Annotated in this window: 24 protein-coding genes and 1 pseudogene (1 of these 25 only partly in view); 8 read left to right on the plus strand and 17 right to left on the minus strand. The window is 30.8% G+C overall.

The window, feature by feature from the left end:
- The first annotated feature begins 3 nt into the window (after positions 1-3).
- A complete protein-coding gene (locus C7H52_RS12785; protein ID WP_106464292.1) occupies positions 4-756 on the plus strand; it encodes a glycoside hydrolase family 25 protein in 753 nt (250 codons plus the stop codon).
- Positions 757-983: 227 nt separating this feature from the next.
- Here C7H52_RS12785 and C7H52_RS12790 read toward each other — a convergent pair whose 3' ends face one another.
- The 7 genes from C7H52_RS12790 to C7H52_RS12820 all read right to left on the minus strand — a co-directional run bounded on the left by C7H52_RS12790 (position 984) and on the right by C7H52_RS12820 (position 5,323).
- The gene (locus C7H52_RS12790) at positions 984-1,508 is read right to left on the minus strand and encodes a hypothetical protein (RefSeq protein ID WP_106464293.1); all 525 of its coding nucleotides are present in this window, start codon (positions 1,506-1,508) and stop codon (positions 984-986) included.
- A 181-nt stretch (positions 1,509-1,689) separates the two neighbouring features.
- Complete coding sequence (locus C7H52_RS12795; protein WP_106464294.1) at positions 1,690-2,007, minus strand: type II toxin-antitoxin system RelE/ParE family toxin; 318 nt, start codon at positions 2,005-2,007, stop codon at positions 1,690-1,692.
- Positions 2,007-2,240 carry a hypothetical protein gene (locus tag C7H52_RS12800; protein ID WP_106464295.1) on the minus strand — a complete coding sequence of 78 codons (234 nt, stop codon included), beginning with the start codon at positions 2,238-2,240 and terminating at the stop codon, positions 2,007-2,009. The genes C7H52_RS12795 and C7H52_RS12800 overlap by 1 nt, the downstream gene beginning before the upstream one ends.
- 126 nt (positions 2,241-2,366) lie before the next feature.
- On the minus strand, positions 2,367-3,107 hold the full coding sequence (gene lptB, locus C7H52_RS12805) for an LPS export ABC transporter ATP-binding protein (protein WP_106464296.1): 741 nt from the start codon (positions 3,105-3,107) through the stop codon (positions 2,367-2,369).
- A gap of 74 nt (positions 3,108-3,181) precedes the next feature.
- Positions 3,182-3,538 (minus strand): carboxymuconolactone decarboxylase family protein, encoded by a 357-nt coding sequence (locus C7H52_RS12810; protein ID WP_106464297.1) that lies wholly within the window; start codon positions 3,536-3,538, stop codon positions 3,182-3,184.
- Positions 3,531-4,355: a twin-arginine translocase subunit TatC gene (gene tatC, locus C7H52_RS12815; protein WP_106464298.1), complete on the minus strand. Its 825-nt coding sequence runs from the start codon at positions 4,353-4,355 to the stop codon at positions 3,531-3,533. The genes C7H52_RS12810 and tatC overlap by 8 nt, the downstream gene beginning before the upstream one ends.
- Positions 4,355-5,323, minus strand: coding sequence for a KpsF/GutQ family sugar-phosphate isomerase (locus tag C7H52_RS12820; RefSeq protein WP_106464299.1), 969 nt, complete (start codon positions 5,321-5,323; stop codon positions 4,355-4,357). Before C7H52_RS12820 ends, tatC begins: the two co-directional genes overlap by 1 nt.
- Before the next feature lie 166 nt (positions 5,324-5,489).
- Between C7H52_RS12820 and C7H52_RS12825 the strand changes: the two genes are divergently transcribed.
- Together C7H52_RS12825 and C7H52_RS12830 are read left to right on the plus strand one after the other, a co-directional pair.
- Positions 5,490-7,682, plus strand: coding sequence for an ATP-dependent DNA helicase RecQ (locus C7H52_RS12825; RefSeq protein ID WP_106464300.1), 2,193 nt, complete (start codon positions 5,490-5,492; stop codon positions 7,680-7,682).
- Between the two features lie 189 nt (positions 7,683-7,871).
- Entirely contained in the window at positions 7,872-8,804 is a 933-nt protein-coding gene (locus C7H52_RS12830; protein WP_106464301.1) for a peptidylprolyl isomerase, read from the plus strand.
- Positions 8,805-8,854: 50 nt separating this feature from the next.
- Here the strand turns inward: C7H52_RS12830 and C7H52_RS12835 are convergent, their stop codons facing one another.
- The 4 genes from C7H52_RS12835 to C7H52_RS12850 all read right to left on the minus strand — a co-directional run bounded on the left by C7H52_RS12835 (position 8,855) and on the right by C7H52_RS12850 (position 12,406).
- Positions 8,855-9,943: a ligand-binding sensor domain-containing protein gene (locus tag C7H52_RS12835; RefSeq protein ID WP_106464302.1), complete on the minus strand. Its 1,089-nt coding sequence runs from the start codon at positions 9,941-9,943 to the stop codon at positions 8,855-8,857.
- Positions 9,944-9,962: 19 nt separating this feature from the next.
- Positions 9,963-10,415 (minus strand): pantetheine-phosphate adenylyltransferase, encoded by a 453-nt coding sequence (gene coaD / locus C7H52_RS12840; RefSeq protein WP_106464303.1) that lies wholly within the window; start codon positions 10,413-10,415, stop codon positions 9,963-9,965.
- Between the two features lie 148 nt (positions 10,416-10,563).
- The gene (locus tag C7H52_RS12845; protein ID WP_106464304.1) at positions 10,564-11,424 is read right to left on the minus strand and encodes a tetratricopeptide repeat protein; all 861 of its coding nucleotides are present in this window, start codon (positions 11,422-11,424) and stop codon (positions 10,564-10,566) included.
- A gap of 7 nt (positions 11,425-11,431) precedes the next feature.
- Positions 11,432-12,406 (minus strand): D-alanine--D-alanine ligase, encoded by a 975-nt coding sequence (locus tag C7H52_RS12850; RefSeq protein WP_106464305.1) that lies wholly within the window; start codon positions 12,404-12,406, stop codon positions 11,432-11,434.
- A 113-nt stretch (positions 12,407-12,519) separates the two neighbouring features.
- On the opposite strand from C7H52_RS12850, the gene C7H52_RS12855 reads away from it, so the two are divergent.
- From C7H52_RS12855 to C7H52_RS12870, 4 genes and pseudogenes are all read left to right on the plus strand, one after another.
- Positions 12,520-13,131, plus strand: a complete 612-nt coding sequence (locus C7H52_RS12855) for a PASTA domain-containing protein (RefSeq protein ID WP_106464306.1) — start codon at positions 12,520-12,522, stop codon at positions 13,129-13,131.
- Positions 13,131-14,171, plus strand: a complete 1,041-nt coding sequence (locus tag C7H52_RS12860; protein ID WP_106464307.1) for an RluA family pseudouridine synthase — start codon at positions 13,131-13,133, stop codon at positions 14,169-14,171. Before C7H52_RS12855 ends, C7H52_RS12860 begins: the two co-directional genes overlap by 1 nt.
- Positions 14,172-14,471: 300 nt before the next feature.
- Positions 14,472-15,230, plus strand: a complete 759-nt coding sequence (gene yaaA / locus C7H52_RS12865; protein WP_106464308.1) for a peroxide stress protein YaaA — start codon at positions 14,472-14,474, stop codon at positions 15,228-15,230.
- Positions 15,231-15,369: 139 nt separating this feature from the next.
- Positions 15,370-16,035, plus strand: a pseudogene (locus C7H52_RS12870) (uracil-DNA glycosylase family protein).
- Here the strand turns inward: C7H52_RS12870 and C7H52_RS12875 are convergent.
- The 6 genes from C7H52_RS12875 to C7H52_RS12900 form a co-directional block, all read right to left on the minus strand.
- Positions 16,032-16,673, minus strand: coding sequence for a hypothetical protein (locus C7H52_RS12875; protein WP_106464309.1), 642 nt, complete (start codon positions 16,671-16,673; stop codon positions 16,032-16,034). The pseudogene C7H52_RS12870 and the gene C7H52_RS12875 sit on opposite strands and share 4 nt — an antisense overlap.
- Positions 16,674-16,703: 30 nt before the next feature.
- Positions 16,704-17,459 carry a hypothetical protein gene (locus tag C7H52_RS12880; RefSeq protein ID WP_106464310.1) on the minus strand — a complete coding sequence of 252 codons (756 nt, stop codon included), beginning with the start codon at positions 17,457-17,459 and terminating at the stop codon, positions 16,704-16,706.
- A 41-nt stretch (positions 17,460-17,500) separates the two neighbouring features.
- Positions 17,501-17,992: a hypothetical protein gene (locus tag C7H52_RS12885; RefSeq protein WP_106464311.1), complete on the minus strand. Its 492-nt coding sequence runs from the start codon at positions 17,990-17,992 to the stop codon at positions 17,501-17,503.
- A 91-nt stretch (positions 17,993-18,083) separates the two neighbouring features.
- A complete protein-coding gene (locus C7H52_RS12890; protein ID WP_106464312.1) occupies positions 18,084-19,133 on the minus strand; it encodes a nucleoid-associated protein in 1,050 nt (349 codons plus the stop codon).
- The gene (locus C7H52_RS12895) at positions 19,133-21,529 is read right to left on the minus strand and encodes a ribonuclease HII (RefSeq protein ID WP_106464313.1); all 2,397 of its coding nucleotides are present in this window, start codon (positions 21,527-21,529) and stop codon (positions 19,133-19,135) included. The genes C7H52_RS12890 and C7H52_RS12895 overlap by 1 nt, the downstream gene beginning before the upstream one ends.
- Before the next feature lie 12 nt (positions 21,530-21,541).
- Entirely contained in the window at positions 21,542-22,141 is a 600-nt protein-coding gene (locus C7H52_RS12900) for a ribonuclease HII (protein WP_106464314.1), read from the minus strand.
- Between the two features lie 93 nt (positions 22,142-22,234).
- Between C7H52_RS12900 and C7H52_RS12905 the strand changes: the two genes are divergently transcribed.
- Positions 22,235-24,121, plus strand: the 5' portion of a protein-coding gene (locus tag C7H52_RS12905) for a putative porin (RefSeq protein ID WP_106464315.1). 81 nt of this gene lie beyond the right edge of the window; 1,887 of the gene's 1,968 nt are visible here — the first part of the coding sequence; the start codon lies at positions 22,235-22,237; its stop codon lies off the right edge, out of view.

A 24,121-nucleotide genomic window follows, 5' to 3' on the forward strand; every position in this document is an offset into this window, starting at 1 on the left:
TAATTGAAAAGAAAAACGTCATCATCTAACAATTTCAATCGGTATTTAATAGCCGTTATTGTGTTTTTAATTGGCTATATCGTGATAGATATTAGTAACAGGTATTATATAACACATTACAAAAATGCAAATCAGGAAAATTTACATTTGTCAAAATCCGATTATGCATTTGGTATAGACCTATCTCATTATAATGGCATTTTAGATTGGGACGACATTAACAACTCCAAACATCCCATAAAATATATCATATTTAGAGCTAGTATGGGTAAAGATGGTACCGATAAGCATTTTAAGAGAAACTGGGAAAATGCCAAGAAGCATCATTTTATTCGTGGTGCTTACCATTATTACCGTCCAAGTGAAAGCTCTTCGCTTCAATTTGAAAATTTTGCAAGAAACGTTGAATTAAGTCACGGAGATGTATTTCCTGTTTTAGATATTGAAGAACAAAGCCCTTACGGAGCTGCCAATTTAAGAGTAGGACTTTTAAACTGGCTTAATTTAGCCGAAGAAAAATATGGTGTAAAACCCATAATTTATACAGGTTTGTCTTATTATAATGATTTTTTAAAAGGCTATGTAGACGATTATCCACTTTGGATAGCCTCTTATTCTAACAATAGAAAATTAAAAGATATCGACTGGAAATTTCATCAGTTTACAGAAAAAATGGTGATTAATGGAATTGAAACCAATGTAGATGGTAATTATTTTAACGGTAGTTTGGAAGATTTGTTGAAGGTTTGTAAGTAAGTTTAAATATTTTTTAGAGTTTCTTTTAACGGTCTTGGCTAAGTGTAGTGCGGTAGTAAGGAAACTTTTCGTTTCCGTCTGCGCCCGAAGCTAAAACTATTGATTTAGCTTTTTCTTTTTTAGTCTAAAGCATAACCCAAAAGATTTAGCTACATTATACATATACGCAGACCTTCGGATTTTGCCCTAAAGTCCTCATTACGTTTAGGCTTTGTTAGTAATTGTATTTATTCTTTAGGTGTGTATTTCATTAGCCACTCCTTGTCGTACCAAAACTTATGATCAGTTGGCACAATTTCATTTATCATTTCTATAATTGGGCTTAACTCCTTCTGGTAATAGTTCCGAAGCTGAATTTTTCGCGTGTTTTCTTGTTTTGTAAAATTAAGTCTTATCTGAACTCCGTCCCGAATTCCAGGACTGGTATAGTCCGTTTTAAGCTCATAGATATTTATTTTTTCTATTTTCTTAATTGAATCAGCAGGTAGTTTGTCTGTTTTGAATACTGGCTCGGAACTTTTTTTAGGGTTATAGACAAAAAGACTGTCATTTGTAAGTCTGAAAATCCGCTCTTCTCCAGTACTATTATACCAATCGAATTCAATAATAAATGGCTTAAATTCAGGCATTCTAAAAGCATGACTTTCTGATTGAGTTTTTTTAGTTTTTTGTTCCGTCCTTTTGGAGTTTGTTTCTTTACAGGATACAATAAGTACTGTGCAAAATAAGATTTGAAATATTGCTTTATTCATATGTTTGCCTAATACTTGATATAAAACCGTTTTAATGCTTTATATCGTATTTGTATATGGTTTGTTGCGTTGGCAAGAACTAAGTTAATAAAAAGAAACGAACCAATAGGAAAATCCGATCGGGTTTTCCGAGTATTCACAGAACGAACAATTAATTATACACGTTGTAGGCAACTGGCTTTTATTTTGTCCGTTTTATTTTTGGTGGATTTTGTCGTGTATCTAAAACGTCAGCAATTTTTATAAATCCGTTTTTCGTATCCACAGAATAAATCAGCTTATAGTTTTTGAATATTAAATATCGATAATGAATTTCTCTTTGTTTTAGTAATTCTTCTTCTTGTCCAATTAATGGTGTTTTTATCAACTTTTTTGGTTCGTTGATAATTCCTTTCAGAAGTTTTTTGGCAATTCTTGTACTGGCTTCTTTTTTGTAATATTCGTAGATTTCGTCAAGTTGAGTTTCAGCAAATTCAGACCAAATAATTTCAAATATCATTATTCGTATTTTGCTAAAAGTTCAGAATTGTTTTTAAATCGATTGTTTCGGAAATCAGATTCCGATTTGTCAATTCTTTTATTCAGTTCCTCTTGAGTCATGGGTTCAAATATTCGCTCGTCTGAAGCATTTTTTTCTTTTATTAATATTTTTTCGAGACGTGATACTGCTTCTTCACTTTGAAGTTTTAAAAATTCTTGTACAAATTCTATTTTTCGAGCTTCTAAATTCATTTTATTCAGCTTTTTATTAAAGATACAAAATTATCAATTTAATCATCTATTTTTCTTTATTTGACGAATTTCACAGCTTGTTGCCAACTGATTATAAAAGTAGCTAGATAAATTAGTTTTAAAAAACTACTCTCTAATCTTCTTTTTACGAAGCTCAAAATTCTGTCCTAGATAGACTTTACGTACCATTTCATCATTAGCTAATTCTTCTGGTACTCCAGCTTTAAGAATGCTACCTTCAAACATTAAATAGGTACGGTCGGTAATGGCTAAAGTTTCTTGTACGTTATGGTCGGTAATTAGGATACCAATATTCTTTTTAGTTAATTGGGCTACAATACGCTGTATATCTTCCACCGCAACAGGATCTACACCTGCAAAAGGTTCGTCTAATAAAATAAAGTTGGGATCTGTTGCTAAAGCTCGTGCAATTTCTGTTCGGCGTCTTTCTCCACCAGAAAGTAAGTCGCCACGATTGGTTCTAATATGACCTAAACTAAATTCGTCTATAAGCGCTTCCATTTTCATTTCCTGCTCTTTTTTAGACAGTTTGGTAAGTTGAAGTACACTTAAAATATTATCCTCAATACTCAATTTTCTAAACACCGAAGCTTCTTGTGCTAAATAGCCAATACCATTTTGAGCACGTTTGTACATAGGATAATTGGTAATCTCGGTACCATCTAAAAATATTTTACCCGAGTTTGGTTTTACCAACCCCACTGTCATATAAAACGATGTGGTTTTTCCTGCACCATTTGGACCTAATAAACCAACAATTTCTCCCTGATTAACTTCCAAAGATACTTCCTTAACGACTTTTCTTCCGTTATAGGATTTCATTAATTTTTCGGCTCTTAACTTCATGTAAATGGTATTTTAATGGTAAAATAGTAAAAAAGCACCGCTTTCAAATAAAAAATGGTGCTTTTAAGGTTAAATTAACCTTGAGTTTCGTTTTCTAAAGCTTCCCAGAACTCGTAAGCACGTCTTAAATGTGGAATAACAATTGTTCCTCCAATTAACGTGGAAATTCCTAAGGTGTCCATAACCTGGTCTTTTGTTACACCAGCTTTATAAGAAGACTCTAAGTGGTAACGAATACAATCGTCACAACGTAGCACCGCAGATGCAGCTAATCCAATTAGCTCTTTAGTTTTTTTATCTAAAGAACCACCATCGGCATAAGCATTGGTATCTAAATTAAAAATACGCTTTGTAATTTTATTATTTTGAGCAAGAATTTTTTCGTTCATTTTAGAACGGTACTCATTATATTCTTTAACGATATTAGACATGTTTTAAATCTTTTTTAGTTTCTTTTTTCACCACAAATTTAGAGATATAAATACTTACTTCGTATAAGATCACCACAGGAATTGCAACAATAATTTGACTGGCCACATCTGGTGGTGTAATTATAGCCGATAATATTAAGATAAGCACTAATGCGACTTTTCGATTTTTTCTTAAAAACTGAGGTGTTACCAACCCTACACGTGTTAGAAAATATATTATTATGGGTAATTCAAATATTATTCCACATGCTAAGACAGATGCTCTAACCAATCCAATGTAAGAGTCTAAATCAAACTCGTTGCTTACTTCTGCGCTTACCGAATAAGTTCCTAAAAAATTAATAGATAATGGTGTGATGATATAGTAACCAAAAACAACTCCTAAAAAGAACAGAATTGAAGACACAATAATAAAACCTCTAGAATTTTTTCGTTCATTAGGGTTTAAGCCTGGACTAATAAAGCGCCAAAGCTGATAAATAACATAGGGGAAAGCCACTACAAAACCTGCTAAAATGGAGGTCCAAATGTGTGCCGAAAACTGTGTGGCTACTTTTCTGGCTTGAATTTTAAATGGTAACTCTGCAGCACACATGGTAGTATCCATATTAAAATAAGTGGCAATGTCACACAACATTTTATAGGTGGGAAAGGTCATTTTTTTAGGACCAAAAATGATAGTTTCAAAAATAAATCCTTTAAAAAAAAACGCGACAGCTCCACAAATAACAACTGCAGCACAAATGCGTATTAAATGCCATCTTAAATCTTCCAAATGATCTAAAAAAGACATTTCGTTTACTTGTTTTCTAGCCATTACAGTATGCCTTCTTTAATTAAATCATGTACATGCACAATTCCGGCATATCCATTTTGATTAACCACCACGAGTTGTGAGATTTCATGAGTTTCAAAAACCTCTTTGGCATCTACAGCCATAGCTTTTTCACTTATGGTTTTAGGATTGGAACTCATAATGTCTTTAGCGGTAAGGTGTTTAAAATCGTCTGTTTTAGACAACATACGTCTTAAATCACCATCGGTAATAATACCAATAACTTTATTGTCCTCTAATACCGCTGTAACCCCTAAACGTTTTTCAGAAATTTCAATAATTACATCTTTAAGAGAAGTATTTGCTGTAACCTGAGGTTTTTCATTAACCTGAGATAAATCACTTATACGTAAATATAACTTTTTACCTAAGGCACCACCTGGATGGTATTTTGCAAAATCGTTACTTGTAAAGTTTTGTAATTTTAATAAGCAAACCGCTAAGGCGTCGCCCATAACCAACTGTGCTGTGGTACTTGTTGTAGGCGCTAAATTATTTGGACAAGCTTCTTTCTCTACATAGGTATTTAAAACAAAATTAGCTTCCTGTCCCAAAAACGAATTTTTATTACCCGTAATTGCAATCATTTTATTACCAGCTTTTTTAATAAAAGGTACTAATACTTTAATTTCTGGAGTGTTACCACTTTTAGAAATACAAATAACCACATCATCTTCTAAAATTAAACCTAAATCTCCATGAATAGCGTCTGCAGCATGCATAAAAACAGCAGGAGTACCCGTACTATTCATAGTAGCTACAATTTTAGTTGCAATAATGGCACTTTTTCCAATCCCTGTAATAATTACACGTCCTTTAGAGTTGTGGATTAAATCTACTGCATTATAAAAATCGGTATCTAATAATGTCGTTAAATTTGCAATAGACTCGCTTTCAAGTAGTATGGTCTCTTTGGCTAATTGTGTTATAAATTCTGGATTATTAGACATTAAATATTCTTTTTGTTTTATAAAGATTTCACTATCTTTAATTATTGTAGAAATACTTCTACGTAATTCATGACAAATTTAATTAAAAAATAAAAGCTATTTTTATATTTTAAATGTTAATAGTAGCGTTAAGCTATAAAATATTACAAAATATCAATTTTACATTTTGAAAGACGCGATTTATTCAGATTTAAAAAAATTTTTCGGATTTACCGAATTTAAAGGATTACAGGAAAAAGTCATTGAAAGTATTTTATCTAAACAAAATACCTTTGTGATTATGCCAACTGGAGGCGGAAAATCTTTGTGTTATCAACTTCCGGCTTTAATGCAAGAGGGCACAGCTATAGTAGTGTCTCCATTAATTGCTTTAATGAAAAATCAGGTAGATGCTATTAGAGGTATTTCTAATGAAAATGGTATAGCTCATGTTTTAAATTCTTCATTAAATAAAACTGAAGTAAAGCAGGTTAAAGAAGATATTACTAATGGTATCACAAAATTACTTTATGTGGCACCAGAATCTTTAACCAAAGACGATTATATTAATTTTTTAAATACAGTTAAAGTTTCTTTTGTTGCCATAGATGAAGCACATTGTATAAGTGAATGGGGACACGATTTTAGACCAGAATACCGTAATTTAAAAAATATAATTGCTAGACTTGGAGATAATATTCCTGTTATTGGTTTAACGGCAACAGCAACCCCAAAAGTACAAGAAGATATTTTGAAAAATTTAGGGATGACGGATGCTAATACTTTTAAAGCTTCCTTTAATCGCCCAAATTTATATTACGAAGTAAGACCTAAAACCAGTAATATTGAAGGTGATATTATACGATTTATTAAGCAAAACCAAGGAAAGTCTGGTATTATTTATTGCTTAAGTCGTAAAAAAGTTGAAGAATTATCTCAGGTTTTACAAGTTAACGGTATTAATGCTATTCCTTACCATGCAGGTTTAGAACCTAAAAAGCGCGCCCACCATCAGGATATGTTTTTAATGGAAGAAGTAGATGTGGTAGTTGCTACCATTGCTTTTGGTATGGGTATAGATAAACCCGATGTGCGCTTTGTCATTCATCACGATATTCCTAAAAGTTTAGAAAGTTATTACCAAGAAACCGGTCGTGCAGGTAGAGATGGAGGAGAAGGACATTGTTTGGCGTTTTATTCTTATAAAGATGTCGAAAAGTTAGAGAAATTTATGTCTGGTAAGCCTGTGGCAGAGCAGGAAATTGGTCATGCCTTATTGCAAGAAGTGGTTTCTTATGCAGAAACTTCAATGTCGAGACGCCAGTTTATTCTTCATTATTTTGGGGAAGAATTTGATACAGAAACAGGTGAAGGTGCTGATATGGACGACAATATGCGTTTTCCAAAGAAAAAGAAAGAAGCCCAAGACGAAGTTTTAATTTTATTAAATACAGTTAAAAACACCAATGCTAAATACAAATCTAAGGATTTGGTTAATGTGTTGCTAGGTAAGGAAAATGCGCTTATAAATTCTCATAAAACCAATGAGCAGCCATTTTTTGGCTCAGGAAAGGCAGAAGATAAAAACTTCTGGATGGCGTTAACACGTCAGTCATTAGTAGCAGGATTGCTTAAAAAAGATATTGAAACCTATGGGGTTATTAAATTAACACCAAAAGGAGAAGCTTTTATTAAACAACCAGAGTCTTTTATGATGACAGAAGATCATATTTTTGATGATTCTACAGACGATAGCATTATAAGTAGTAATAAAGCAAATGCAGCGGTAGCAGATGAAGCTTTAATGACTATTCTTAAAAGTTTAAGAAAGAAAAACGCGAAGAAACTTGGTGTCCCACCATTTGTTATTTTTCAGGATCCTTCTTTACAAGACATGGCATTAAAATATCCTATTACTCTTGAAGAGTTGGCTAATGTTCATGGTGTTGGAGAAGGTAAAGCTAAAAAATACGGTAAAGATTTTGTAGCTGAAATTGCTAGTTATGTTGAAGAAAATAACATTATGCGTCCGGAAGATTTAATTGTAAAATCTACGGGAAGTAATTCTGCTCTAAAACTGTATATTATTCAAAACATAGACCGTAAGTTACCTTTAACCGATATTGCTTCTGCTAAAGGCATGGACATGGAAGATTTTATAAAAGAAATGGAAGCCATAGTCTATTCGGGAACTAAATTAAATATCAATTATTGGATTGAAGATATTTTAGACGAAGACCAGCAGGAAGAAATCCACGAGTATTTCATGGAAGCTGAAACTGATAAAATAGACGATGCTATAGAAGAGTTTGATGGCGATTATGATGATGAAGAATTACGCTTATACCGCATTAAATTTATTAGTGAGGTAGCTAATTAGTGATTAGTATATAGTGGTTATCTTTTAAAGTGTTTTTATAATTAGTTAAAGTGTTTTCAGTTTTACACAATCAATGCGATATTACATTAAAACTCATTACAAACTATTCAGCAATCCAAAATTCCAAACTCAAAATTCGTAAATCTTAAATCAAATTGTATCTTTGCAGCTCATTAAAAAAAAGAAGTCATGCAAGACGGTTTATACGCAAAATTCAATACCAATAAAGGCGAAATACTAGTGAACTTAGAGTTTAATAAAGCTCCGGGAACTGTAGGTAATTTCGTGGCTTTAGCAGAAGGACAAATGGAAAATAAGGTTAAACCACAAGGAACACCTTATTATGATGGATTAACATTCCATAGAGTTATTTCAGATTTTATGATTCAAGGTGGATGTCCACTAGGAACAGGAACTGGAGATCCAGGATATAAGTTTGCAGATGAGTTTCACCCAGATTTAAAACATGATGGACCAGGCGTTTTAAGTATGGCAAATTCTGGACCTGGAACAAACGGTTCTCAGTTTTTTATTACGCATGTTGCAACAGATTGGTTAGATGGTAATCATACCGTTTTTGGAAAAGTGGTTGAAGGTCAAGATGTTGTAGATGCTATTAAACAAGGTGATAAAATTGAAACTTTAGAAATTGTAAGAGTAGGATCAGATGCTGAAGCTTATAATGCAATTGAAGCTTTTAGAACTTTTGATGGTGAAAGAGCACGCAAATTAGAAGAAGCTAAACAAAAAGCAGAAGCAGAGTTAGATAAAATTGCTGCAGGATTTGATAAAACTGAAAGTGGATTACGTTACAAAGTCATTCAAAAAGGAAACGGGAAAAAAGCCAATAAAGCCGATCAAGTTTCTGTACATTATAAAGGACAATTAGCAGACGGAACTGTATTCGATTCATCTTACAAAAGAAACCAGCCTTTAGACTTCCAAGTAGGTGTAGGTCAGGTTATTTCAGGATGGGATGAAGGAATCCAATTATTAAACGTTGGAGATAAAGCACGTTTTGTTATACCAAGCCATTTAGGATATGGATCTCGCGGTGCTGGTGGCGTTATTCCACCAAACGCGACTTTAATATTTGATGTAGAATTAATGGACGTAAAATAAATACGTCTCTTCGTATAAAAGTAAAGCCAACCTTTGGGTTGGCTTTTTTATTACTTCCAAGGTCCGTCTTTCGCAATGCTATAAAATCGTGTTCCGTTATAAGAAAACAAGCCTAAATGGCCACCAAACCAGAATTTACCCTTACGATCTTGAAAAATATCTTGGATAGCGTTACTGGTAAGACCTTTATTTTTATGATAATTTATAAAGCGTTCCCCATTAAACTTGTAAACACCATAACCTTCAACTGGAAACCAAATTGCACCAATTTTATCTTTAAATAAGCTCCAAACTTCGCTGCCTTTTACTGTGTTGGTATCTATTTTATTAAAGGATTCACCATTATATACACTAATACCTTTGTGATGGGTTGCAAACCAGATATTACCGGAATTATCCTCTAAGATATCGTTAACTGCATTATTGGACAGTCCATCTTTTTCTGAAATATTTTTTAAGGTTTTCCCATTGTAAATATACGCTCCGTTATTGGTTGCAAACCACATTTGGTTCTTACTGTCCTGCATAATAGCATGAACAATTTTAGAACTGGTTACCCCACGATTATAGTCTGGAGTCGTCTCAGGTAAATTGAAACTTTTAAAGTGATTATTTTTAAATGTACTTACGCCGTTAATAGTTCCTAACCAAAGTAGGTTATTATGGTCTAAATATATAGACCAGATGTCATTACCGTCTAAGCCGTCTGTTTCCGTAAACTGTTTAAATTGTTTGCCATTATACACAATTAAGCCATTATTGGTCGCAAAGTAAATATGGTGATGTTTGTCTTCAACTATACCTCTAACCGCTTGAGCATTAAACCCGTTTGTGCTATTAAAATACTCCAGTTCTTCGCCATTAAATCGGGCAACACCATCTCCATTTGTGCCAAACCACAAGTGGCCATTAGAATCTTCAAAAATGCGACGTACAAATAAACTTACTAAATGGTCTGTATTGTCATTTATGTTATCAGTTTGTGGAAACCTGAAGACTTGTGCATCAGTATTTGTTTGCGATTTAGTAGATGTATTGAAGTTTTTTTCTTTACTTATTTCTGTACTTGGTTTTGCGTCTTTAGTTTGACAACTATTGAAAATTATAGCAATGAATAGTATGTAAATAGTATTTTTCATAAGTCAAACCATTTAGAATTTAAACGCGGACGCTATTTGGAACCAGTTTGGTATAATCTCCATGATTTCTAATGACATCTCTTACTATAGAAGACGAAATATAAGACGTGTTTGCAGCAGTAAGTAAAAACACAGTTTCTATAGGCGCTAAATCTCTATTGGTATGTGCAATAGCCTTTTCAAATTCAAAATCGGCAGGATTTCTTAAACCACGTAGAATAAACTGCACATTGTTTTTTAGACAAAAATCTACAGTTAAACCTTTATAGGTTATTACTTTTACTTTAGGCTCGTTTTTAAAAGCATCTTTAATAAAAGCCTGACGTTGCTCTAATGTAAACATGTATTTTTTATCGGCATTTACTCCTATAGCTACAATAACTTCCTCAAATAAAGTAACACCTCGTTCAATAATATCAAAATGACCTTTGGTAATAGGATCAAAAGATCCTGGAAAGACTGCACGTTTCATTAGTTTATTTTTTGTGTTTTAGTAGTTGTTTGTTTGCTATCTGTATTTACACTTTCTTGACGACTCATATAAAAATAAGCAATAATTAATATAATGACAATTATAAGTGCCGCGATATAATTTTTAGAACCTCTGCTTTTAAGTATCATTATTTATTTAATTCTTTTTCAAAATAGTCTATATATCTAATGAAATTTGGAGATTTAGATCCGTTTTCTCTTGCTATTTTAGCCCATTTATTAAATTTGGGTTTATTTTTTGTTTGAAAATAGCCTTGTGCCATATTTACAGCCATTTCACATTTAATAGCTTCATCTTTAGAGACTTTTAATCCTTTTAAATAGGTGATTTCAGCATTATCTAAATCTCCTTTGCCTAGATATGCATAGCCTAGTTCTTTATATAAATAATGATTTTCAGGATTTTGTTGTAAACCAACTTGTATTACAGGAATTGCTTTTTCAAATTGATGTGTGGCGTTGTAAGCAAAACCAAGCTCAAAACATACATTTTTATGTGTTTTGTCTAATTTATAAGCTTTTAAAAGATAAGGAATGGCATTGTGACTTGCTCCAACATGGTTGTAATGGTAACCAATTTTAGTTAAATAACTTACGTCTTCATCATTACTTTTGTAAATTTTTAACCATGAGGGATTTTTTTCTAGTTCTAAATTTTTAATCTCTTTTTCTGTTAAAACATAAACATCTTTTGTATTTGTATTTAAACGTGTTTTTATATTGGTCAATTCATTTAAACTATCTTTATACTTAATGTTTTCATTATTGTAGATAACGTCATTGATATATTGAAAGGTAAAACCAGCCATTTCATCTATATAAATTAATCCTAAAACATGGGTTTCATCATTTTGTGTTTTTGGAAACAATACATATTGGTCGACCGCATCAAAATATTTCGTATTAAATTTTTTCAGTTTAATAGTGTCGTTTTGACTAAATCCTATACAAGAACAAGTTATTAAAAGTAGTATAATATAATTTTTCATAATTTTTTTATTTTAAAGCTTCTACAATAGCGCTATCAAACAACTCTTCCATAGAAATCCCTGCTGCTTTGGCTTGTTGCGGTAAAATACTTTCGTTAGTTAAACCAGGCACCGTATTAATTTCTAGTAAATGTGGTTTGTTATTTTTAAATATAAATTCACTTCGGCTAAACCCTTTCATTTTAAGAATAGCATAGATCTTTTCTGCATTTTCTATAACCATAGCTTCCTGCTCTTTTGTAATACGTGCAGGAGTGATTTCTTGTGATTTTCCTTGATATTTGGCTTCATAATCAAAAAAATCATTTTCACTTACAATTTCGGTAATAGGTAATACTTTTATTTTTCCTTGATAGGTAATCACACCGACAGAAACTTCAGTGCCATCTAAAAACGATTCAATAATAATTTCATCATCCTCCTTGAAAGCTACGCTAATGGCATGATTTAAGTCTTCAGTTTTGTAAACCTTTGTTATTCCAAAACTACTTCCTGCTTTATTAGCTTTAACAAAACATGGTAAGCCTACTTTAGCTACAATTTCTTCAGGTTTAATCTCATCGCCAAAATTAAGATAATAACTTTCAGCAGTTAAAATACCATATGGTTTTAAAACACTTAGACAATCTCTTTTGTTAAACGTTAAGGCAGCTTGGTACATGCTGCAGCTGGTTTGTGGTAAGCCAATTAAATTAAAATAAGCTTGTAAATAACCGTTTTCACCAGGATCACCATGAATGGCATTAAACACACAATCAAAACTTATTTTTTGTTGGTTAACCACTACCGAAAAGTCATTTTTATCTATAGGATATTCTTCATTAGTTTCATCGACATAAACCCATTTGTCTTTAAAAATATGTACGCGATAGGCGTTGTAAGTGTCTTTATTTAAAGTATTGTAAACAACGTTTCCGCTTTTTAGAGAAATTTCAAATTCGCTTGAAAATCCACCCATTATAATGGCAATGTTTTTTTTCATAAGTGTGCTAAAGTCTACGTTTAAAATTTAATCATATAAAACTACAGCTATTTTGCCATATTTACACCAATAACAGGTTTTGTTTTTTATATTTGTGTAACAAATTTAACCCTATGAGTTTTTTTAAATTTATTACCAGTAAAACCTTTTTTATACAATTGGCATTAGCTGTCGTAGCTATTGTTATTTTAGTATTTCTAGTTTTAATGTGGTTGGATACTTCCACAAATAAAGGCGAGTTTGTAATGGTGCCCGATTTAAAAGGAAAATCTATTAATACTTCAAAAATTGAATTAGAGAATAAAGATTTAGTTATGGTTATTCAAGATTCAGCTAATTTTAATCCAGATTATCCACGTTTTTCTGTTATAGAACAAGATCCTGTTGCAAACGCAAAAGTAAAGGAAAACCGTAAGATATATATTACTTTAAATCCATCAGGATATCGTAAGATTGAAGTGCCAGATTTAATACAAAGAACTTACAGACAGGCGAAGCCAAGTATTGAAGCTATAGGTTTTAAGGCTGGTAAAAAACGCTATATAGATAATATTGGAAAAGATGTGGTTTTAGGTTTAGAGTATAAGGGTAAACCATTGGAAGCTGGTACAAAATTACCAAAAACAGCGGTGATAGATTTTGTTTTAGGGAATGGAAATCGTCCAGGAAGTGCACCAAATAATGAGAGCACAAATGATGTAGAAGAGCAAAGCAGCGAAGAATAATGAATGATACTACACCAGAATTACCAGAGGATTTAGATAACGAACTTTACGAGCATTACAGTTTTACTGCCGAAAAAGGACAAAAACCATTACGTATTGATAAGTACTTAATGAATTTTGTTGAAAATGCCACACGTACAAAAATACAGGCTGCTGCAAAAAGTGGTAATATTTATGTAAATGGTGAAACAGTAAAATCAAATTATAAGGTTAAAGGTAACGATGTGATAAAAGTACTTTTTGAGCATCCACCTTATGAAAACTTGTTGGTAGGTGAAGATTTGCCAATAGACATTGTTTATGAGGACGACGATTTACTTGTTGTAAATAAACCAGCAGGAATGGTCGTGCATCCTGGTCATGGAAATTACTCTGGCACTTTAATAAATGCCTTGATTTATCATTTTGATAATTTACCAAACAACTCTAGTGACAGACCAGGTTTGGTACACAGAATTGACAAAGATACGAGCGGATTATTAGTCATTGCTAAAACCGAATTGGCAATGACGCATTTATCGGCACAATTTAAAGCAAAAACCAGTGAGCGTGAATATGTGGCTTTGGTTTGGGGAAATATTGAAGAAGATGAAGGTACTATTGAAGGAAATATAGGACGCCATCCTAAAAACAGATTGCAAAACACCGTCTTTTTTGATGAGGATGAAGATAAAGGAAAACCTGCAGTTACTCATTTTAAAGTTTTAGAACGTTTAGGCTACGTGACTTTAGTCTCTTGTAAATTAGAAACAGGACGTACACATCAAATTAGAGTTCATATGAAACACATTGGACACACGTTGTTTAATGATGAGCGTTATGGTGGTGAGCGCATATTAAAAGGTACAACGTTTACCAAATACAAACAATTTGTAGACAATTGTTTTAAAATTTTGCCAAGACAAGCGCTACACGCAAAAACACTTGGTTTTATGCATCCAACCAAAAATGAATTTATGAGTTTTGACACCGAAATTCCAGATGATATGATGGCTTGTATAGAAAAATGGCGTGGTTACTCTAAACATATAGATGAGTAGCTAGTATTAAAGATATTTAATTAGACGTTTATTTGATTTTCTGGTTATTATGTTTGTCTGGTCGAGCGCAGTCGAGACCTATTTTAAATTTTTAAAATAAATTATTACTCTTGTTGTATTCCAGCTTTTTAAAAGCAAAAAACAACACTTAAAACCACCTTCTGGAAATCAACAATTTACAATCGCCTAGAATCGCGTATTTGAATTTATTTTGCACATTATCTCATAAACAAAAATTATAAGAACCTTAACGCCTAGGTTTTTTGGGTTTTGTAAATTTGAATATCAATAAAATAACCTATGAAACTAGTTTTATCTCCAGCAAAGTCTTTAGATTACGAATCTGATTTACCAACTCAAACATATACAGAACCTCAGTTTTTAAAACAGTCTGATAAATTGAATAAGCTATTAAGTAAAAAATCGGCTAAATCAATTTCAAAATTAATGAAGGTAAGCGACAATATTGGTCAATTAAACTATGAGCGTTTCCAAAACTGGGAATTACCTTTTACACAAGATAATGCGAGACCAGCTATATATGCATTTAGTGGTGATGTATACAGAGGTTTTGATGCGTATACCTTAGATACTAATAAATTAGAAACTTTAGAAAATACTGTTAGAATATTATCTGGTTTATATGGGGTTTTAAAACCTTTAGATTTAATACAGCCTTATCGTTTGGAAATGGGAACCAAGCTACCCGTTGGAAAAAACAAAAATCTTTATGAATTTTGGCAAAAAGACATTACTGCCAAATTAAATGAAGAGTTAAAAGAAGACGAAGTTTTTGTAAACTTAGCGAGTAACGAATACTTTAAAGCGATAGATACAAAAGCTTTAAAAGTGCCTGTTATAAATATAGATTTTAAGGAGTATAAAGACGATAAGTACAAAATTGTCGCTATTTATGCTAAACTTGCCAGAGGATTAATGGCACGTTATATTGTAGAAAACGACTGTGAAACTGTTGAAGACTTAAAAGGATTTAATGTTGAAAACTATAGGTTTCACGAAAAATTATCTACAGAAACTAATTTGGTGTTTACACGATAGTATCAAATGGTCTAGCCTTAATCCTTCAATTTGAAATGTTTTTAAACTGAATTGATTTTAAACCTTATATGGTGAAAAATGATATGTGAAGATGATTTTTTTTCTTTTAAATTTTATTCTAATATAATCATGGCTCATCATGTTTAAACATCAACATCCTTATAAACCCTTTATACCAGAAGGAACCACAAAGTTGATAGTTGGAACATTACCACCACCACGTTTTTCTTTTGGAGAACTTAAAAAAGACGATGTAAATTTCTGCTATGGCAGTAGTAATGGTTTATTATGGCCTGTTTTAAACGAAATCTTTAATCTTAATCTGGTATTTGAAACTACAGATTTTGCAATAGAGCAACGAAAAGATTTTTTAAAATCTATACAGCTAGGTATTTGCGATATAGTTGAATATGGGTATAGATCTAAAATTGATGCATCAGATTTAGGTTTATAAAATGTACAGTTAAGGCCATTAATTGAAATTTTAGAAGAGTATCCTAAAATTGACTCCTTAATTTTTACTGGTGGGAATTCTAAAAATGGACCTGAATACTTTTTTAGGCAATTATTAAAAGGAAATGGTTTAGAATTAAAAATAGTTAGGAGCGAAGTTCCAAGAATTCACGAGGTAATATTACCAGTTTCTAATCGTAAAATTAAAACATATTCTTTAACGGCTCCTTCAGGTTCTGCAAACCGAGCTATAGGAAGTATGCTTCTTTATAAGCAACTCAAACAAAATAATCCTAACTTTAATACCTTCGATTTTAGAGTGATGCAATACCGAGAGGTTTTTGGTGATTAGTTTTCAAGTGGAATAGTTATACCATTAAAGTCAGAGCAATTGTCTAAAACTGAAAAGCATTTTTTTGTTGTGTAAAAATAATCATCTTCAAAAGTGTTTAAATTATAGGTGCTTAAAACAACATTGTTCTTACTGATGATATAATAGGAGCATGGACTCGTCCAAGTAATCGCTTTAATTTCATTTTTAAAAGACTGTAAATCATTAGAACCTTTTTTAAACCGTATTAAAGTGTCGTTATCCATTAGAAAAGAACCATATCTATATTTGATACAGTTTAAAGTGTCAAGTGATTTTTTAGGTTCTACTTTAATAATTACCGATTTCTGAAGTTTAGATTTTCTATTTGAAATAGTTTGATAGATTTCTGAAGCTTTAATGTAAATTCCAGCTGTAACGATACAAATTCCAAATACAGTTCCAACAATAGTTAACCTTAACCAATCCTTTTTAAGTAAGTAATAAATTACAGCGTAAAGTGTGAAAGTACCAAAGCCTAATGCGTAATAGGTATAACCTTCTTTTCCTGAAAAATAAGTTGCATTTATGGCAAAAAAGTAGAACGCATAAGCCAATATACCTACTAAAACTGATCCATTGTAGGCTTTTATTAATTTGTATACCTGTAGAAATGTCATGTGTTAATATGCTGTACTCTTTAGTTCCTACTATATTCTATTATTTAAATCTTTTTCAATGATACTACTCAATTTTTGGGAGAATACTGTGGGATTAAAATGGCTACTTTGATTATCATTAAAAAACGCTTGTTTAATTTTATATTGATTTTCTATAATATCATTTAAAATAGCATCACTAATATTTAGATTATACTTTTTATAGATGCCAAAAAGCGCTTCACTTTCTATTAAATTAACAGTTTTGTTTTCGTGACTTAGTTTTTTAAGATTCAGTTTCCAGAATGTTTTTGCTGGATATTTTACACTATAATTATTTAAGTACTTACTAAAAAAGGTGTTTATAAATTTATTTAGATTATTATCTTGTTGGTATCTTTTTTTGCAATAGTTTAAAGTCTCATTAATGTTATTCTCAAATGTATTATTTGAAGAAGTCAATTTTATAGGTTTTAAATAATAGTTTTCAATGGTTCTTTTAAAAAGTCCTAACAAAAAATATTCTTTATCATTGTACTTGTAGAGTTCAATTTCGCCTTTTAAAAGTTTTCCAGCAATAATTAAAAACAGACTGGTTTGTACTAGTTGTAACCATTTTATATTATCGGAATAATTATGATTTCCAAACTCTAGTTCTGGATGAATGGCTAATATGTATAATCCTAAATTAGATGTATTTATGTCTTCACGTATAGGATAGATTATTTTTTTATCTGAAAGTCTAACCCTTTGATAGAAAATGTTTAAACAGAAATCAAGAACAGGTGTATGCGTTGTGTTTTCCATTTAGTTAGGTGTCTTAAAGCCTGTTTTTAGTTAGGTTTAGTTTAACTTGGACTATACACATTAAGCTCCATTTGTAATTGGTGCGCAATATCTTGAGCAAAAACGGTAGCTTTATCTTTGTCTTTATAGCGTTTTAATATAATGCGTTCTCTGTGGTTCTCGGTTAGCATATAAATTTCAAACACCTTATTGGTAAATGTGGTCGATCTTTGCCCTTTGCTATATGCCTTTAACCCTATATTTTTAGTTAAAATAGAAATTTTTCTGAACCGATTTAAGGGTTTCCAATATCCAATCTCAAAACCTATAAAAAAAATACATATTTTAAACTTATTATTTACTTTGTCTATAATAATACCAGTTTTTGCTGTTGATAAAAACATACCTATAATTATACATATAAGTGATATAGGTAGATAATAGATCTCAATAAATAATTTTTTTAAATTATAAAATCCAATAAAAATAAGTATATAACCTAGAATGTTTACGTGTATAGGTACTAATTTTTCAAGTTTAAGTTTGATCATCATAAAATTTTAATGAATTTGATGAGTTTCAGTTTTTAAAAGTTGCCAAAGATTTTTTAAAAGCAATTTGTAACATAAACATTAATTATTACTACTATCCTTCCGTATTAAAATACACTTTGTAATAATTCATTTTCTTTTCTTCATCGTAACCGCGCTCTAAATATTCGGTAGATGCATCTGGTGCGTCAATATCTAACTTAATCTGAATATTAGTATCCAACTTAATTTCGGTTTTAATTTTCTTTTTTTCCTTATTTAATACAGCTTCAGAAACATCAAACTGATTACGAATTAGTACATCACGTTCGCCTTCAAATTCTTTTTTATAATCGTCAAAAAGGGTTTTATGTTTATCTTCTTCAAAGACTTCTTCTTTAAAACGTTCTACATTTATAATTTCATTTTCTTTAAAAAAATCTACCGTTTTAGATAAAAACGTACTACGCTCTTGTTCGCCATAGGTGCTTTTTATAATTTCTGTAGAAAACTCCTTACATAACTCAATATAATTTTGAGTGTGCGAATTTAAATCGTCCGCATATTTTATGTTTAAGAACTTATTTATCCAGTATTGTGTATCGTAATTATTGTTATCTACACTTAAAATAATGTTTCCTTCGCGGTCGCTGGTATTTAATATAAGACAACCTTTATCTAATTTCTTAGAATTTATTCCGGTTTGAACTAAAACATCATAACTGTTATTTTCTAAATAGGTCTGGAAAAAGTTGGTTTTGTTTTCAATTTTAAAGATACCTACCGCATCTACAGTCATTTCCTGGTATTGTATACCATTAAAATACACCACTAAAACATCTCCAGTTTTTATTTGTGCGGAATTAGATTGCTCAAAAAGATGTGTTACGATATGTTTTGAGGTGTCAATAAACTGATCATCATCTGCAAAAATGAGATTTGCATAAGTGTTTATTTCATTTAAATCGATATTGGAGTGGTGATTAAAGCGATAACTCTGCACCACATTTCCAAAAGGCCTTAACAAAAACGGAAGCATTAACTCGTAGCTGGCTTCATCAAAAACCACTTCTTTTTCTGAAAATGCATTTTTTGTACTGTTAAATTTGTTTCCAACTTTATGGATAATACATTTAAATATAGCTGCGTTTGTTCGTTTTATCATTAGTTTGTGGTGTAAAATAAAATACTGTTAGTGTCTCCTTTGGTAACAATTTCTATTTGATGCGTGTTTTTTAGGTCTATAGAAGCAGTTGCAAAAACAGGAAAGTTATATATAAGTTTTGCATTACTGTCAAACACATATAATTTTTGTGTTTGTAAGTCGGTTACGGAAACAAATATTTTATCGTTGGAGTAGAAGAGTTGTGGTTTAGTATAATTACCAAAATCTAATTCTATAGTTTTTCCATTAATTGTTAATTTATTCTCAGTTAAATAAGTAGATGAAACACTTGAAGCATCAAAACCATGATTTTTTGTTAAACCCAGAGCTTGTTTAGCTATTGCACCGCTTGCTGTAAGTGTAACCAATTCGCCATCTTCTGTAGTAAATGTAAATTTATTCTGATTTAAGAACAGCTCATTGTCTGAAAATTTGAAGTTTTCTTTCACAGGAATTCTTATGCTTCCTACGCGATCTAAAATAATAAGCTCGTCTTTAGCTTTAAACGCAATATAATCTTTAGTTCCAATTCTGAAATGTTTTGGTTGCGAGGTAATGGTGTTGTCTTTTTTATATTTAAAACCAGATACATTTTTTCCTTTAGCATCTAACATAAGTAACTCTTTGCCTTGAGTAATTAGGAATCTATAGTTTTTTCGACCTTCATACTCAAAAACAGATAGCGGTTGTGTAACCTTATCCTTTAAAGTTACTGGAAAAGGTTTGGTGTCATTACCTTCTCTATCTAATACGTACATAGCTTTTTTAGTCGTAAAAGCATATTGTAATTTTCCATTTTTTAGTAAATCTACTTGCTCAATTTTTCCTAGAATTTCTTCTTTAAGGGTTTTTTTCCACAAAATTTTTCCGGTATTAGAAATAAGGTATAAGGTGTTTTTTACATCTTGAACTAAAATTTCGTTTTTACCTGTTACATGATTTTTCACAAATTGCGGGTCGTTTAAAATGTCTTCATCTAACTTAATATTAAACTTTTCAGTAACTGTATTTAGCTCTTTTACAACCTTACTCTTATTAAATACGGCATTAAAATGAGCAAAATCATCATCATAAGTAAACTGCACAGCACTTGTTCGATAAGGTTCTAAATCTAGGGAAGCACTCATTTTTAAAGAAGTTTTTAAAATAGCTTCTAAAGATTTACCATTAACCACCTGTAAAAGTGACGAATGACTACTTAATTGTTTACTAACCGCTTTGTAGTAAGCTTTAAAAAATAAGGTGGTTTTATTTTGATAGTTAGCAATTATATCTAATAACACTTCTTTAGTATTTGAGAATATAAAGAACTGATCTAGCTGGCAGTAATATTGAACTCTTGTGTTAAAGAATGGAGCCAATTCATTTTTAAAAAAATCGGGTTTATTAAAACTATAAATAGGAATACTTCTATAAGTCTCTATTTCTATTTGCTGATCGCTAAGCTGATTTTTTGTATACTCTGCATCAATAGTATTTAATACCAACGCATTACTGTCATTATATATAATACCAATTTCGCTAATGTTGTTTAAAAGTGTAGTGTAATCCTCTGAGCTTTTTTTATTGTTGAATGCATCCAGATTACTTTTAAATATTTGGTAGTCATTATAAGTAATACTTAAAAAGCCATCGCTATTGTTTGGTGTAATTAACGCTAATTCATTTTCCTGAGCAATAGTGTTTTTAAAAATATTGATTAGACTTTTGGTAGAATCTGTCGCTTTAGAAATTCCATTAAGCAAAATGTTTTCTTGAGAAAGGTCTACATCAAATGCTAAATAATTGGTAAGTTGCTTAGTGTTTAATAAACTGTCTATAAATAGGGGAGTTTTTAAAGTCTGTTTTTCATTTTTAATAATAGACAATTCTGTAGTTTCATTAGTGGTTTTAAGAAGTTTTAATAATTGGTCTGATGCTAATGTTTGAAGGGTTTCTTTTAATCTTTCTTTAGTATTTGCACCAACGATAACATTACCTTGTTTGCTTAAAAAAAGGTTTTTGTTGTTGAAGGTCATTTTTTCTACCGATAATTCATCAATAGTTATTGAATCTCTAACCAATTCTTTATCATCCTTTAATTTTAAAAATACATCTGAATACGTTGTGGAAAACGAAAACTCTTCCGAAGAAAAAAGATTTAAATATATAGGATACTCAGAATTTATTTTTGAAAAAATTTCAAAAGTAGATTTTAGATTTATGTAGTTTTTGGTAGAAGATAATTGCGATAATAAATCGTTATTATTAAGGTTTGAAGATAAATTTTCAACATTAGATATTCGTATTACAGTTGATGCATTGTCATTAATAAAATCTTCTGCTTTATAATGTTTTGTGTCTGTTTTACAAGAAAAACAGATAAGTATAATAAGTGATAGCCAAAGAGCTTTCATAACATAAGTGGTTTAAAGTGCTAATTTAAGTTGTTCTGGTAAGAGTTTAAACGATTTCCTGTGGTATTTTGTTATACCGTAAGTCTTTATAGCCTCACGATGTTCTTTTGTAGGGTAGCCTTTATTTTTTTTCCAGTTGTACATAGGGAATTCTTCATGAATTTTATTCATATAATCATCCCGGTAGGTTTTTGCTAAAATAGAGGCTGCAGCTATACTTAAGTATTTACTATCACCTTTTATAATTGTTTCAAAAGGGATTTTATTAAAACTTTTAAAACGATTACCGTCAACAATAATAAAATCTGGTGTTGTAATTAGCTTTTTAATAGACTCTTGCATAGCAAGAATTGAGGCATTTAGAATATTAATATCATCAATTTTATCTTCATATATATGAGTAAACGCAAAACATAAGGCTTCTTCTTGAATTATTGGGCGCAATAAATCTCTCTTTTTTTCGCTTACTTGTTTAGAATCGTTTAGAATTAAATTTTTGAAATTCGGCTTTAAGATTACCGCAGCAGCCGTTACAGGACCAGCTAAACAGCCACGTCCAGCTTCATCGGTACCGCATTCTAATTCAAATCCGGAATGGTTTATTTTAAGCATAAGTTGTATTAAATAATTTTAGGGCAAAACTTATAAGATATTTCCTATTTTTGACACTAAATTATAAAATTACAAGGTCTAAAATTTCGTTTGATGAAAAAAATAATTGTATGTCTTCTTTTAATGAGTACTCAGCTTATGCTTTCTCAAACAAAGCCTAGCTTAATTCAAGAATCTGATAATCTAGATAATACTACAAATAATTCAGAAAATATTAGAAATTTTGGCTCTAATAAGTCTAAAAATATCAAAACAGATGTTAAAGCTAAAATTACAGATTACTTAATTATAACTAAAGAGAACGATACGACGTATCTAGATACAACACTTTCTATTAAAAAAGAATACAAGTTTAATTATCTTAGAAAGGATAATTTTGAGTTGTTACCTTTCTCTAATTTAGGTCAAACTTATAATAGTTTGGGTTATAACTTTAAGTCAACGCGATTAATGCCGGAGTTTGGAGTTAGAGCTAAGCATTTTAACTATCTGGAAACTGAAGATATTAACTATTATCATGTTCCAACACCATTAACCGAGCTGTTCTTTAAGACTGCTTTTAAGCAAGGTCAATTATTAGATGCCTTTTTTACATCTAATACCTCAAAGCAATTTAATTTTTCAATAGGTTACAAAGGACTAAGATCTTTAGGGACTTACCAAAATATACTAAGCAGTACTGGAAACCTAAGAATGACGGCAAGTTATAAAACGAAAAACAATCGTTATATAGCAAATGCTCATTTTACTTCTCAAGACATCTTAAATCAAGAAAATGGAGGATTAACCGAGGAGAGCGTTCGTTTTTTTAGGGCAGGAGATGAAGATCTTTTAGATAGGGCTAGAGTAGATGTTAATTTTCAAGATGCAGAAGGTTTTTTTATTGGAAAACGTACCTATATAAATCATCATTATAAAATATTAAACAATAGAGACAGTTTAAGTTTTAATGAAATTAAAATAGGACATGTTTTTCAATTAGAAGATAAGACTTACGATTTCAAGCAATCTTTACAATCTGATGTTTTTGGAGAAGCTAAAAGAGAAAACTTTTTGTTTGATAGAGTTAAACTTGAGGAGTTATATAATGAATTGAATTTATCTTATACTAACAATGTCATCGGTAAAGTCTTTTTTAATGCTTCCCATACCAATTACAATTATGGATATGATAAGATACTAATTTCACCAACAGAAACCATTCCTAATAGACTAAAAGGAGATGTATTTGCGGTTGGAGCTAAATATTTTAAAACTATAAACCAGTTAAATCTTAAAGCAGAAATTGGCGCTAATGTATCTGGTGATTTTTCAGGTAATTTTATTTTAGCTGAAGCACATTTTAGTCTAAATGAAGATATTACCCTAAAAGCGTCTTTAAACAATAATACAGTAGCTCCTAATTATAATATGCAATTTTATCAGAGTGATTATAATGAGTATAATTGGAAAAATAACTTAAATACAATAAAAACTCAACAATTAGAATTTGGTGTTTTATCCAATAAGTGGGTTAATGTAAACCTGCAGGTTACCAATATTAATGATTATGTTTATTTTTCTAAAGCTACAGATTCAAGCCAGATAGAAGTGTTTCAAAACCCAGAAGCTATTAGATATTTAAAACTTCAGGTTCAAAAAGAATTTAAATACAGAAATTTTGCTTTAGACAATACGATAGAATTTCAAACGGTTGACGATCCAAACAATTCTATTAATGTTCCAGAGATTATTACTCGTAATACATTATACTATTCCAATCATGTGTTTAAAAAAGCTATGTTCCTTCAAACAGGAATAACCTTTAAATACTTTACTAAGTATAATATGGATGCTTATAGTCCTTTGTTATCCGAATTCTATGTACAAAACAATGAAGAGTTTGGTGCATTTCCGTTAATTGACTTTTTTGTAAATGCAAAAATTCGTCAAACACGTATCTATTTAAAGGCAGAGCATTTAAATTCGAGTTTTACGGGG

This window comes from Aurantibacter aestuarii, assembly GCF_003008425.1.
In the GTDB taxonomy this organism is placed as follows: Bacteria; Bacteroidota; Bacteroidia; order Flavobacteriales; family Flavobacteriaceae; genus Aurantibacter; species Aurantibacter aestuarii.